Origin of the sequence: Notoacmeibacter marinus, from assembly GCF_002238045.1 — a bacterium.
In the GTDB taxonomy this organism is placed as follows: domain Bacteria; phylum Pseudomonadota; class Alphaproteobacteria; order Rhizobiales; family Rhizobiaceae; genus Notoacmeibacter; species Notoacmeibacter marinus.
In genome coordinates, this window is sequence record NZ_NBYO01000001.1 from 802,232 (window position 1) to 815,128 (window position 12,897).

The 12,897-nt window shown below is 63.1% G+C and carries 10 protein-coding genes and 2 riboswitches; of the genes, 5 read left to right on the forward strand and 5 right to left on the reverse strand.

What is annotated here, in order from left to right; genetic code table 11:
* Positions 1–50 precede the first annotated feature (50 nt).
* The 3 genes from addB to trxA all read left to right on the forward strand — a co-directional run bounded on the left by addB (position 51) and on the right by trxA (position 7,116).
* Entirely contained in the window at positions 51–3,170 is a 3,120-nt protein-coding gene (gene addB / locus B7H23_RS03745; RefSeq protein WP_094076018.1) for a double-strand break repair protein AddB, read from the forward strand.
* Positions 3,171–3,172: 2 nt separating this feature from the next.
* Positions 3,173–6,706: a double-strand break repair helicase AddA gene (gene addA, locus B7H23_RS03750; protein ID WP_094076860.1), complete on the forward strand. Its 3,534-nt coding sequence runs from the start codon at positions 3,173–3,175 to the stop codon at positions 6,704–6,706.
* A gap of 89 nt (positions 6,707–6,795) precedes the next feature.
* Positions 6,796–7,116, forward strand: a complete 321-nt coding sequence (trxA, locus tag B7H23_RS03755) for a thioredoxin TrxA (protein ID WP_094076019.1) — start codon at positions 6,796–6,798, stop codon at positions 7,114–7,116.
* Between the two features lie 55 nt (positions 7,117–7,171).
* Here trxA and B7H23_RS03760 read toward each other — a convergent pair whose 3' ends face one another.
* Positions 7,172–7,459 (reverse strand): hypothetical protein, encoded by a 288-nt coding sequence (locus tag B7H23_RS03760; RefSeq protein ID WP_094076020.1) that lies wholly within the window; start codon positions 7,457–7,459, stop codon positions 7,172–7,174.
* Between the two features lie 162 nt (positions 7,460–7,621).
* Complete coding sequence (hemA, locus tag B7H23_RS03765; RefSeq protein ID WP_094076021.1) at positions 7,622–8,839, reverse strand: 5-aminolevulinate synthase; 1,218 nt, start codon at positions 8,837–8,839, stop codon at positions 7,622–7,624.
* 271 nt (positions 8,840–9,110) lie between these two features.
* Here hemA and B7H23_RS03770 point away from each other — a divergent pair, with 271 nt between their 5' ends.
* Positions 9,111–9,824: a hypothetical protein gene (locus B7H23_RS03770; RefSeq protein WP_094076022.1), complete on the forward strand. Its 714-nt coding sequence runs from the start codon at positions 9,111–9,113 to the stop codon at positions 9,822–9,824.
* 81 nt (positions 9,825–9,905) lie between these two features.
* Here B7H23_RS03770 and B7H23_RS03775 read toward each other — a convergent pair whose 3' ends face one another.
* The 3 genes from B7H23_RS03775 to B7H23_RS16285 form a co-directional block, all read right to left on the reverse strand.
* Positions 9,906–10,082, reverse strand: coding sequence for a CsbD family protein (locus tag B7H23_RS03775; protein WP_094076023.1), 177 nt, complete (start codon positions 10,080–10,082; stop codon positions 9,906–9,908).
* 90 nt (positions 10,083–10,172) lie between these two features.
* On the reverse strand, positions 10,173–11,321 hold the full coding sequence (locus B7H23_RS03780; protein ID WP_094076024.1) for an AI-2E family transporter: 1,149 nt from the start codon (positions 11,319–11,321) through the stop codon (positions 10,173–10,175).
* A 94-nt stretch (positions 11,322–11,415) separates the two neighbouring features.
* Complete coding sequence (locus tag B7H23_RS16285; protein WP_094076025.1) at positions 11,416–11,970, reverse strand: tyrosine phosphatase family protein; 555 nt, start codon at positions 11,968–11,970, stop codon at positions 11,416–11,418.
* A 91-nt stretch (positions 11,971–12,061) separates the two neighbouring features.
* On the opposite strand from B7H23_RS16285, the gene B7H23_RS03790 reads away from it, so the two are divergent.
* Entirely contained in the window at positions 12,062–12,490 is a 429-nt protein-coding gene (locus tag B7H23_RS03790; RefSeq protein WP_240534959.1) for a DUF1636 family protein, read from the forward strand.
* A gap of 155 nt (positions 12,491–12,645) precedes the next feature.
* A riboswitch (glycine riboswitch) is annotated at positions 12,646–12,751 on the forward strand.
* A gap of 2 nt (positions 12,752–12,753) precedes the next feature.
* A riboswitch (glycine riboswitch) is annotated at positions 12,754–12,868 on the forward strand.
* The last annotated feature ends 29 nt before the right edge of the window (positions 12,869–12,897 follow it).

Sequence of the window (12,897 nt, forward strand, 5' to 3'; positions counted from 1 at the left end):
CCGCCGTCACGTCCTAAGCATGAGGTCCGGCGAAGGATATGAGGCGAGGCATGGCGAACAGGGTTTTCACCATCGATGCCGGGCTGCCCTTTCTGCCGACGCTCGCCGAAGCGCTTTATGACGGCAGGCTGACGGGAGAGCCGCTCGACCCGACCGATCCGCTCGCACTGTCTGGCGTGACCCTGTTTCTGCCCACCCGGCGTGCAGCGCGTTCGCTGCGTGCCTATCTGCTCGAACGCGCCAATGGCAAGCCGGTCATGATGCCGGTCATCCGCACGCTCGGCGATCCGGATGAAGATGCAGGCCCGATCGTCGAAGGCGGTGCTCACGCGCTCGATCTGAAGCCGCCGGTCGATCCGATGCATCGAACGCTGATGCTGGCGCCGCTGGTGCAGAGTTGGCGCAAGCGGATCGCCGCTGAAGCTGCACAGCGCGGCGGACCGGCCGCACCCGTTCCGGCGACGCTGGCCGACGCCATTCATTTGGCCGGCGATCTCGGACGGCTGATCGACGAGGTCGAAACCGAGGGACTGGAGTGGGAACGGTTTCGCGACATCGTCCCGGAGGATCTAGCGGACTGGTGGCAGATCACCCTGCAATTCCTCACCATCGTCACCGAAGCCTGGCCTGCTTATCTGGAAGAGAAAGGCCGCTCCAATCCGGCCGATCATACCAACCGGATGCTCGATGCGCTGGCGGCGCGGCTCGTTGCAGCGCCGCCGCCAGGCCCGGTCATCGCAGCCGGGTCGACCGGCACGAACCCTGTTACGCGCCGGCTACTCGCCTCCATCGCCTCGCTGCCGAACGGTGCAGTGGTGCTACCGGGTCTCGACCGCCAACTCGACGACGACGCATGGTCGCTTCTTGCGACCGTTTCTGTCACGCCCGCGCTGCACGGCCACCCGCAGCAGGCGCTCGCAACCCTGATGCGCGCACTCGATACATCTCCGGAAGCCATCCGCCCGCTCGGCGAGACGGACAGGGCGCTTCATGCGCGCGGGCAGCTCGTATCGCTCGCCATGATTCCCGCGCCGCTGACCGACCGGTGGAAGGATCGCGAAGCGGACGCGGCCGGCTGGCTTGTCGCCGGTGCGCTCGACGACGTTTCGCTGATCGAGGCGGCAAGCGAACAGGAAGAGGCCATGGCCATCGCGATGGCGCTTCGGGCCGCGATCGAAGAACCAGACCATCAGGCCGCACTGATTACGCCGGACCGAGCTCTGGCGCGGCGTGTCTCGTCGGAACTGCTGCGGTTCGGCGTGGTCGCCAATGATTCCGGCGGCACGCCGCTCGAAACCACCCCGCCGGCCACGCTTCTGCTCCTTGCGGCGGAATGCGCGATGCGTCCGGGCGACGTGCTGCCGCTTCTGGCCCTTCTGAAACACCCGCTTCTGCGCCTTGGCGAAGCGCGCGCCCAGATGCGCGAAATGGCGGAGTTCTTCGAGCTTCTGCATTTGCGCGGCACGACGGCGCGGCCCGATGTCGCCCGACTGAACGATCTGCTCGACGAGATCGATGAGCGGCGGATGGACCACAAACACGAACGGCCGGACAAGCGCTACGAGGCCAGGCGGACCAGCGCCGGGCTTCCCTTCGCCGACGATGTGCTCGGCTTCAAGCTACAGGAAGCGTTCGAGCCGCTTACGGAGCTGCGCAACAGCAAAACCGTATCGCTGCACGATCTGCTGGTCGCGGCCGTCCGCGTCTTCGAAGCGCTTGGGCGCCAGAAGAGCGGCGCGCTCGACGTGCTTTACGAGGGTGAGAACGGCGCCATGCTGGCAGACAAGCTGCGCCGGCTCGTCGCCGAGAACAGCCAATTGCCAATCCAGCCCAGCGAATGGCCCGACGTTCTTGCTGCCCTCTTGGCCGGCGAAACAGTCAAACCGGCAGTCGGCGCAGACCAGCGCGTCTTCATCTGGGGGCAGTTGGAGAGCCGGCTGCAAGCGGTCGATACCGTTATTCTGGGCGCTCTGAACGAGAAAAGCTGGCCGGCCGCCGCGCGGGCCGACCGGTTCCTGTCACGCAGTATGCAGACCGAACTTTCGCTTCTGCCGCCGGAGCGGCGGATCGGCCTCGCCGCCCATGACTTTCAGCAGGCCATGGGTCATCCCCGGGTGATCCTGTCGCGGTCGGCCAAGGCCGATGGTGCACCGACCGTGCCGTCGCGCTGGCTGCAAAGGCTGGCCGTACTGGCCGGCGAGCCGGCCGCGGAAACCATGCGCAGACGCGGCGCCGCCTATCTCCGCTGGGGCGAGACGCTTGATCGATGCGGTTCGGAAGCGCCCGCCAGGCGCCCCTGCCCCGTTCCTCCGCTGGACGCACGGCCGACCGGCTTTTCGGTCACACAGATCGAGCGGCTGCGCCGCGATCCCTATGCGATCTACGCCGAGCGCGTTCTCGGCCTGCGTGCCCTACCCGAACTGATGCGCGATCACGATGCGCGCGACCGGGGCACGCTCTTTCACGCCATTCTGGAAGCCTTCGTCAAAGCGGAGGTCGACCCGTTCGCGGCGCAGGCCCCTGCCCAGCTGGAAGCCATCGGCCGAAAACTGTTCGCCGCCGAGAACCTGCCGGCCGATATCCATGCCGTCTGGTGGCCGCGCTTTGCGGCCATGGTGCCGCATGTGGTGGCGCTCGAACAGGAACGGCGGGCGCGCATTGTCCGCTCGCATGTGGAGGCGGTTGCAGAAGAGACGCCCATCGGCGAGACCGCCTGCACATTGCGCGGCACCGCCGACCGGATTGACGAAACGGTTTCGGGCAATGCTGATCTGATCGACTACAAGACGGGCGAGCCGCCTTCGGCCGCCGATGTTCGGGCGCTCACCGCCTCGCAATTGCCGCTCGAGGCGGCGCTTCTGAAACGCGGCGCCTTTGCCGAGCCTGGCGCGATGACGCCCGGCGATCTCCTCTATATCAAACTGGGTGCAAGAGGGGAGGTGACGCCGAAAAGCGCGCTTACCCAACGCGGTTCGGCGGTGGCAGGCGCGTCCGAGTTGGCCGATGAAGCCTGGGAGCGGCTGGTCGAACAGATGCGCTTCTACCGCGACCCCGCCAATGGCTATCTCGCCAGGCTGCTGCCCTTCCGCCCGGACGAGGCGCTGGGCGATTACGATCACCTTGCCCGCACGCTCGAATGGAGCGCCGGCGCCGATGGCGAGGGCGACTGACCATGCGTGGCGATTGGGACATTACCGCCTCGACCGTCGAGAGCCAGCGCAAGGCGGCCGATCCGGCGCTGTCGGCATGGGTGTCGGCCAATGCCGGCTCCGGCAAGACGCATGTGCTGGCCAATCGCGTGGTGCGCCTGCTTCTCGATGGCGTCGCGCCGAACCGCATATTGTGCCTGACCTATACCAAGGCGGCGGCCGCCAATATGAGCAGCCGCGTCTTCGATCTTCTGGGCGGCTGGACACACCTGGACGACACGACTCTCGCCACGGCGATCGAAGCCATGGAAGGCGCGCCGCCCGATACGGAACGGCTTGGCCGCGCCCGGCGGCTCTTCGCCGAAGCGCTGGAGACCCCGGGCGGACTGAAGATCCAGACCATTCACGCCTTTTGCGAGGCGGTGCTGCATCAGTTCCCGCTCGAAGCCGGCATTGCCGGCCATTTCGAGATGATGGATACCGCCATGGAGGCGGCGCTGCTGGCCAATGCTCGCCAGAGGCTTCTGGCCCGCGCGACGGCAGGGGACGATCCGGCGCTTTTCGGCGCTTTCGATCACGTAATCGCGCGGGCCGGCGAAACCGGTCTCGACCGGCTGCTGAGCGATATCGTGCGCAAACGCGATGAGCTGACGCCGATACTTGGCGCGCGCGCGGACGCGATGGCGCATTTGCGCAACCATCTGGGCATTGCGGACGGGGCGACGGCACAAACCATCGCAGGCGACGTTCTTCCGCTTCCGGGCCTCGACGACACGTTCCTCACAGCCATCGAGGCCGGCCTTTCGGAGAAGGGAACCGGGACAGCGGAGAAGCTCTGCGCGGGCCTGCGTCATGCCTATGCGCTCGACGATCCGATAATTCGCCTCGACGCGCTGGCCGCCGCGCTTCTGACCGGCAAGGGCGAACCGTTCAAGGAAGGTTCGCTGGTGACCAAGGTCATGCGGCCGATCTTCGGCGACGACGGCTATGAACGCTATCTCGAAGCCTGCCGCCATGTTCTGAAGGCGGAAGCGGCGATCAACACGCTCGACCTGCTCGATGCGACCGATGCCGCGCTGACGCTCGCCGAGGCGCTCCTCGACCAGTATGAGCGATCCAAGATCGCCCGGGGCCTGCTCGATTTCTCGGATCTTCTGACCCGCACGGCCGATCTCCTGACCCGCAACCGCGCCGCCGCCTGGGTGCAGTACAAGCTCGACAGGGGTATCGATCACCTTCTGATCGACGAGGCGCAGGATACCAGCCCGCGTCAGTGGCAGGTGATCGAGGCGCTGGCGGCGGAGTTCTTCGCTGGCGAGGGCGCGATGGAAGGGCGGAGCCGGACCGTCTTCGCCGTCGGCGACGAGAAGCAGTCCATCTATTCGTTCCAAGGGGCGCGCCCCGGCGCGTTTTCCGATGCCGGACGGCGGTTCGGCAAGCGGATCGCCGGCGCGCAAAAGCCGTTCGCCGAGGTAAAGCTGCGCCAGAGCTTCCGCTCGACGCCGGATATTCTTTCCGCTGTGGACCGCACCTTCGCCACGCCCGATTCCCGGCGTGGGCTGACACACGACGACGAGCCCGTCGAACATGAAACGGTGCGCGCCGTTCATCCCGGCGATGTCGAACTCTGGTCCTATCTCGCCGCGGAGCAGGCCGAGGCGCCGGCGCGATGGATCGAGGGGCTCGATCCGTCCGCCGCCCCTGCCGCGCAGCTGGCAGATGAGGTCGCCTCCCAGATCGCTCTCTGGATGAAGGGCGGCGAGAAACTGGCAGGCAAGGATCGCCCGATGCGGGCCGGCGACGTGCTGGTGCTGGTGCGAAAGCGCGACCGCTTCATCCACGCACTGGCCCGCGCCCTCAAACAGCGGAACGTGCCGGTGGCGGGCACGGACCGGTTGCATCTGTCCGATCATATCGCCGTGCAGGATCTCACCGCCATCGGTCGTTTCGTGCAGCAGCCCAATGACGATCTGGCGCTGGCGGGCCTCCTTAAGAGCCCGTTGTTCGATCTGACCGACGACGATCTGATGGCGCTGCTTCTGCCGCGCGATACGCGTTCGCTCTGGCAGCGTCTGCGGCAGACCGCCGACACAAATGCGCGCTTCGCAACGGCGGCCGAACAATTGCAAAGCTGGCGCGACGAGGCCGGCTATCGTCGCCCGGCCGATTTCTTCGGCGCGGTGCTGGGCCGCGATGGCGGGCGGCGAAAGCTGGCCGCGCGACTCGGATCGGAAGCCGGCGAGGTGATCGACGAATTCCAGCGCTTCGTCATGGCGCAGGAAAGGCTGGGACTCACCGATCTGGAACGCATCGTCGACGCGCTCAGCCATTCGGCGCCAGAGATCAAGCGCGAAATGGAACAGGGCCGCGACGAGGTGCGGATCATGACGGTCCACGCCTCCAAAGGTCTCGAAGCACCGATCGTCTTTCTGGTCGATAGCGGCGGCGCACCCTCCCATCACGCTCATCTGGCCGAACTGATGAAACTGCCACTCCCTGCCAGCAGGCATGGCCCCGCCGCCGACACCTTTTTATGGCGTGCGCCGGAACTCGGTCGGGAACCGCAGATAGATGAATTGAAGACCTTGGCGCTCGCTGCGCAGGAGGAAGAGTATCGCAGGCTTCTCTATGTCGGCATGACGCGGGCGGAAGATCGCCTCATCGTCTGCGGCTATCGCGGCAGGACCGAGCCAAAACAGCCGACATGGCTCCATCTTGTGCAGGAAGGGCTCCAAGCCGATGACGGTGGCAAGCCGGTAACCGGTCACCCCGTCGTGACCGCACGCGAAGTGCTGCACTATTCACCGAGCGATCATCCCCCGGTTCCGTTGGCGGCGCAGCGCGACGGCGGACCGAGGACCGAGCCATCCGGCCTGCCCTTCGATCCGAAAGAACAATTGCCGGCACCCGACCCGGCCCCGCGTCCGCTATCGCCCTCCGGCGCGGGTGGCTTGCTGGAAAGCGCCGTGGAAACCGCGCAGACGGAAGCGGCGATCGGTGTTTCGCCGGTTCTCGGAGCGGACCAAGAGCCGGTCGCCTGGCCGATCCGCAAGGGCCTTGCGGTTCACCGCCTTCTCGAACTCATGGCGGACACTCCCACAACCGAGCGAAACGCCGCCGCCGCACGCTGGCTGAGGGGGCGTGAGTTCACGGCAGCCGAGCAGGCCGCCATCGGCACCGATGTGCTGTCCACCCTCGCCCATCCGGATCTTACCGCGGCGTTCGCGCCGGGATCGCGCGCAGAGGTTTCCGTAGCCGGAACTCTCGATATCAAAGGCAAGCGACGCGCCGTCTCCGGTATTATCGACCGGCTGGCCGTTTCGGACAGCGAGGTGCTGATCGTCGACTTCAAGACCAATGCCGCGATCCCCCGTAACGAAGACGAGGTACCGGACGAATACGCTTTGCAGATGGCGCTCTACCGATCCCTCCTCCGTCCGCTTTATCCCGACCGGCCCATCCGATGCTGCCTGGTTTTCACCGGTGGGCCGCAGCTGATCGTTCTGTCCGACGCACATCTTACGAGTGCCGGCAACCGGATCGGACTGGCCGGATAGGCGGAGGACCATGAGAGATCCCGCTCGAGCCTTGACCTTGATGGTGCGGAAGGCCACATCTGGACCGACACGATAAGGAGATGCCCAAAATGGCTACGAAGACGGTAACCAATTCCAGCTTCGAAAGTGATGTTCTGAAGGCCGACGGCCCGGTGGTAGTGGATTTCTGGGCCGAATGGTGCGGCCCATGCAAAATGATCTCGCCGGCGCTGGAAGAAATTTCGGCAGAAATGGACGGCAAGGTGACCATCGCCAAGGTCAATATCGACGAAAATCCGGAGATCGCCGCGCAGTACGGCGTGCGCTCCATCCCCACACTGATGCTGTTCAAGGATGGCGAAGTGGCGGATATGAAAGTTGGCGCAGCGCCGAAGACCGCTCTGTCGAGCTGGATTTCCGGCAACGCCTGATCGGCGATGGCGATGAATGAAAACCCGGTCGCGAAAGCGGCCGGTTTTTTCATGGTCAGTCGTAATTCTCTGCCAGCGCGATCATGTGCCGGCGGCCGAGGCGCAGTCGGCCGCGCCTGCGATCGCTCTGGAATTCCGGCGCACGGGCAATCATCTTGAATGCAGGGATGCGGCGTTTGACGAACTGGCGCTGCCTCTCCGGGTCCGATGGCGCGCCCAACGTGATCAGCGCGTCCCAAGCGATGGTGACCATCATGCGATTGCCATTATCCTCCATGCGGAAGATATAGCCTTCGGACGTTTCCGTGAGCAAAATCTCGTCGGCATGTCCTGCAACGGCCATCGCTTTTCCTGCGCCTTTCTGTGTCCGAATTGTAGGATCGGCTTAAGGCGGAGGACGTAAGCAACAGGACAATTTGCATGGTGCAAATTTACTCAAATCCAAACGGAAAAGCGGCGGCGCATCAATGATGCACCGCCGCTTTTCCATTGTAGGATAGTAAGCTCAGGCGACGTGGCGCGCCAGAGCGCACTGGCTCCAAAGGCTGGAGAGCGAAGCCACGAGATGAGCGATGTCGGCATCGGTGTGCAGCGGGGTCGGCGTGATACGCAGCCGTTCGGCGCCGCGGGCCACCGTTGGATAATTGATCGGCTGGACGTAAACGCCATGCTGATCCATCAGAATGTCGCTGATCCATTTGCATTTCTTGGCATCGCGGACCATCACCGGCACGATATGCGACGGATTGTCGAGCCAGGGAATGCCGGCTCGGGTCAGACCCAGACGCACCTTCGCGACGTTGTCCTTGTGGCGGCGACGCTCCATCTCACTCTTTTTCAGATGGCGAATGGAAGCCAGCGCGCCAGCCGCCAGCGTGGGTGGCAGGGCCGTGGTGAAGATGAAACCGGAGGAGAAGGAGCGGATCCAGTCGATCAACGCCGTCGAGCCGGTGATGTAGCCGCCCATCACGCCGAACGCCTTGCCGAGCGTGCCCTCGATGATCGTCAGGCGATCCATGATGCCTTCACGCTCGGCAACGCCACCGCCGCGCGGACCGTACATGCCGACCGCATGAACTTCGTCGAGATAGGTCATGGCGCCGAATTCATCGGCAATGTCGCAGATCGCTTCGATGGGGGCGATATCGCCATCCATGGAATAGACGCTTTCGAAGGCGACGATCTTCGGCGCATCGGGATCGGCCGCAGCGAGCTTGGCGCGCAGATCGTCCAGATCGTTGTGCTTCCAGATAACCTTGCGGGCGCGCGAATGGCGAATACCCTCTATCATGGATGCGTGGTTCATTTCGTCGGAGAAGACCATCACGTCCGGTATACGTCCAAGAAGCGTGCCCAGCGTGGCCCAGTTGGAAACATAGCCCGAGGTGAAAAGCAGTGCGGCTTCCTTGCCGTGCAGATCGGCCAGTTCGCGCTCGAGCAGCACGTGATAATGGTTCGTGCCGGAAATATTGCGTGTGCCGCCAGCGCCGGCGCCGCATTTGTCGATGGCCTCATGCATGGCGGCGGTCACGATCGCGCTTTGTCCCATGCCGAGATAATCGTTGGAGCACCAGACGGTGACATCCTGCGTGTCCGTGCCGTCAACGTGGTGATGGGCCTTCGGGAACGAGCCTGCCCGGCGTTCGAGGTCAGCGAACACACGGTAGTTGCCGTCTTCTTTCAGCTTTTCGAGGTCGGCTCGAAAAAGGCGCTCAAAATCCATTTCTGTTCTCCCCGCCCCTATTCGGTCGGCATATCGCATTTCATTGAGGAACGATCAAAACCATCTAGCCTTATGGCAAAACACCGACTGGAATCCAACCCTTTGCGGCGGTTTTCGTCCTTGCCCCTTCGGCTGCTACGCCGCCTGGATCGCCCATTCAAGCAGATTGCGAACGCGTTTCGTTTGACCTTGGTCAATCGGGCTGGCGAAAAAGACCCGGAACGGCCATCTTCGTCCGATAACCCCCGGCACCCTGCAGGAGATGTCGCCCATGCGCCCAATCGCGCGCATCGATACCGTACTTGTCGCGATTCTGGCCCCGCTCCTCCGTTGGGCGGTCGTCGGTATGCAGGTGGGTCTTTACGCGACCGCCGTGCTCGCAGGCATTCTCGCCTATGGCAGTTTCGTCGCCCAACGCGTCTATCCCTTCATAGAAACGCTCCTGCACTTCTCGCTGGCGCTGCTGATGGCGACGGCGGTTCCTCTCCTGTTCGATATTTCGGTGAAGCGTCTGCGGCGGCGGGCCGCTGAGAGCGAGCGGGTTTTCTGGCCGGCCGTTCTGACGATCCTGCTGTCGACCTGCGCGGTCGGCGCGGTATTCTGCCTGCCGCTTCTGGAACCACTGTACGATGCGGGCCGCGCCGTCATAAGCGATACGCTGGACGGTCGCCTCCGAAGCCAAGATCCGGCACGGATGCCGCTCTCGGCGCTGATGACTTTCCTGTCCTTCAGCTTCTTCCTTCTGGTCGGTCTGCTGCTCTCGCTCCGCCACAGCTTCGCATTGATGGCCGATCTGAATACGCCGGACGAACCCGTTTTCGAAGCGCCGACCGCTCGAGAGGATGATGAGGAGGTCGCAGCGCCTATCGCCCCCCCAAAGGCGATGCCGACCAGGCAGCCGCCCTCGCCCTGGAGTCCGGATATCGGCCAGGCCGATGTCGATACAAAAGCCGAAAACAGCCCGGCCGACCGAAGCGCCCTATAAAGCGGCGCCAACGAAAAACGCGCATCCGAATAGGGATGCGCGCTCTATTTTGCTTTTTCACATCAAAGATCGAGAACCGGATCAGTCCTTCTTGATCTTTTCCTCAATGTCACCGGTTGTCTCCTGAACCTGGCCACCGGCCTTCTCCAGCTTACCTTCGGCTTCCATCTTCTCGTTGTCAGTCACCTTGCCGGCGACTTCCTTGACGGTGCCCTTGGCCTGATGGCCCAGACCTTCGCGCTGATTCTCATTCGTCATCAGTCGTCTCCTTCCGAGGCGTGCCGCATCATGACGGCGATTGCCTGCATTTCGTATCGTTCAATCAACGCGTGACCCGATCAGCGGTTCCTATGCCGCCTTCTTGGGAGGCGGTCCAACATCGTCTTTTTCCTTGGCGTCTTCTGTCGGCGCCCGCTCCTCGTCCTGGGCGGGCGATGCGAGGAAATTGCCGAAGCTCGACATGGATTCGATGTTGTCGCTCATCACTTTGAGGATGACCAGAATCGGCACGGCCATGAGAGCGCCGGCAAAACCCCACATCCAGCCCCAGATAACCACCGAAACGAATACCGCCACGACGTTCATTTCCAAACGGCGGCCAAGCAGCAGCGGGGTGACGATATTGCCTTCGATCGCGGTCATTGCGTAGTAGATCAGCGGCACACCGAAGGCCATGCCGAGCGTCGGGAACTCGGCAATCGCCGTCAATCCGATCGCAAAAGCGCCGATCACCGCACCGATATAGGGCAGGAAGTTCAGCAAGGCCGCGATCGTGCCCCAAAGAAACGGATTGCTCATTCCGTAAAACCACAGGCTTACGCCCACGGCGATGCCGAGACCGATATTGATCATGGTGATCGTAAGCAGATAGCGCGAAACGACCTTCTCGACGTCGTAGAGAATACGTACGGCAATCTTCTTGTCCGTCAGGGTCGGCGCCATCTTCACGATGCCCTCGTAGAAGAGCTTGCCATTCGACAGAATGAACAGGGACAGGAACATCGCAATGGCGATCTGGCCGACCGTGCCGGCGACGGAAGATGCCAGTCCGGTAAAAACCGGTGGGCCATCGACCACGACCTTTTCCTGGCCGTTGGCGGACTGGCCCGTGACCTCGGCGGCCTCCTCGCTGACACGCTGCAGGGATTGCAGATGGGTCTGCAGGCTCGACAGCTTTTCGGTAAGCGAAGCCTTGATCTGCGGCGCGGAATTGACGAGATCCGTAAACGGGCCACTCAAGGAATAGAGCAATAGCGCCACCAGCATGCCGAAGCCGGTCATGACCAGAAGCGCGCTGAACCATTCCGGAATGCCGATACGCCGACCGAGGCGGACCAGCGGGCTCAGCGTAAACGCTACCAGAATGCCGAGCATAAGCGGCATGATGACGTCCTGAGCAAAATAGATGACCTGAGCGACGAGAATCAGAAAGATGCCGAAGAGCAGCTTGCGGATCTTTGGAAGGTGAATTTCGAAAGGGGTCGGTTCTGCGCTCATCGGTTGGGCATTTCCATCTATGGGATGGCGTTGCAACGTCCCCACAGCCGTCTCGTTCCCCTGCCATACGGAACGGACTAGAAAACCCGAACGCTCAGACGACCCAGAAGAAGGCCCTGCCTTCACTGCATTCCGCGCCTCGTCCGATTGCGGCGATCGCTCCAATCATCGCTCCGCGGCGGCCCAGAATATCGTCGGCCAGTGCAATCATCGCAGCGTTGGGCGTGGCTTCGGGCGAATGGGCGCGCAGACTGTTCGCCAGCCGTTTTTCGTCCCCCGGCAGTTGGCGGTCGCAGGCGATGATGTAGGCTGCCGCGGGCGATCGGCTGACGCCGGCGAAACAGTTCAGCGAAAGCGCCTCACCGTCGGCGAGCGCCTGCCGACCGACCTGCAGGATCGTCACCACATCGCGCGCCAAGGGCATCTGCAGACCGGCACGTTCTTCCGCAATGTCGTTGAAAACCAGTCGGGTCACCTGGCAATCGCGTGCCAGCAGCTTCTCCGGCGCGGCTTCGGCCTGGCTCCCCATCATCAGCACATGGCGCACTTCATAATGGCGGACCGCTTCTTCCAGCTTGCGCCGCGGGCAGACAATCAGCGGCGACCGGCCATATCCGGCCTTCTTCGCAAGGTCGGTTCCTTCCGCCATTCCAGCGCCCTTCACTTCGGTCTTCCGACGACCGTGGCGTCATTTCTCGCACGGTGTTGACCAGCCGTCGATGGGTGGGCAGAGAAAAGCCATGACCGAACTCCGTCCTTCCCTCGACGATTCCCTTATGCCGATGGCTGGCCAAAGAGATGTTGTCGTACTCGTCTGCAGCACTTGCAAGAAGCCCGACAGCGCCGACGGCGATAACAGTTCGGGCGCCATGCTGGCCGACGCCGCCGTTCAGGCGATAGGCGCCGAACCGCCTGTCAACCGAATCAAGGTTCAGGCTGTAGAGTGTCTTGGCAATTGCAAGCGCGGCTGTTCCGCGGCGATCCTGTCGCCGGGCGACTGGCACTATGTTTTCGGCAATCTTGATGCCGGCAGCGCCGGCGATCTTCTGGTGGGCGCGCGTCTGATGGGAAGTGTGGCCGAAGGACCCCTGCCCTGGCGTGGCCGACCGTCCTCCCTAAAGACAGGTATGATCGCCCGTATTCCGCCGATAGCGGAAACAGGGTCCTGAGACTTTTCAGCCGACTGACCATCAAACTTACCGCGCTATCCGGGGATACATTTCGCTTATCAGGTCATTGCCGCTTGCTATCGGCGTCAAATACCGTCACAATTGAACGGCTTTTGGAGGAATAGCAAAGCTAAGTCTTTTTTCCGGAAGCATGAAATTGCCATGCGGGAGAGATCGGTCGAGCACTTTATCGTGTTTGGATCGGCGCCGAAGGAGCAACCGCCCCCGGAAACTCTCAGGCAACGGGACCGTGTGGCAAGGGTCGGAACTCCGAAGAGTGGTCGTGTCTGAAAGACGCGGCCCGCCGAAGGAGCAAGTCGGGGCGGGCATGGTGCCAGCCTTGGCGAATCTCTCAGGTTCGATACGGGAGGGGGCACGCGGCCGGAACGATCCGGCAAGGAGATACG

Coding starts and splice junctions, on each gene's coding strand:
- addB (WP_094076018.1), top strand. CDS start 51: ATGGCGAACAGGGTTTTCACCATCGATGCCGGGCTGCCCTTTCTGCCG.
- addA (WP_094076860.1), top strand. CDS start 3,173: ATGCGTGGCGATTGGGACATTACCGCCTCGACCGTCGAGAGCCAGCGC.
- trxA (WP_094076019.1), top strand. CDS start 6,796: ATGGCTACGAAGACGGTAACCAATTCCAGCTTCGAAAGTGATGTTCTG.
- B7H23_RS03760 (WP_094076020.1), bottom strand. CDS start 7,459: ATGGCCGTTGCAGGACATGCCGACGAGATTTTGCTCACGGAAACGTCC.
- hemA (WP_094076021.1), bottom strand. CDS start 8,839: ATGGATTTTGAGCGCCTTTTTCGAGCCGACCTCGAAAAGCTGAAAGAA.
- B7H23_RS03770 (WP_094076022.1), top strand. CDS start 9,111: ATGCGCCCAATCGCGCGCATCGATACCGTACTTGTCGCGATTCTGGCC.
- B7H23_RS03775 (WP_094076023.1), bottom strand. CDS start 10,082: ATGACGAATGAGAATCAGCGCGAAGGTCTGGGCCATCAGGCCAAGGGC.
- B7H23_RS03780 (WP_094076024.1), bottom strand. CDS start 11,321: ATGAGCGCAGAACCGACCCCTTTCGAAATTCACCTTCCAAAGATCCGC.
- B7H23_RS16285 (WP_094076025.1), bottom strand. CDS start 11,970: ATGGCGGAAGGAACCGACCTTGCGAAGAAGGCCGGATATGGCCGGTCG.
- B7H23_RS03790 (WP_240534959.1), top strand. CDS start 12,062: ATGACCGAACTCCGTCCTTCCCTCGACGATTCCCTTATGCCGATGGCT.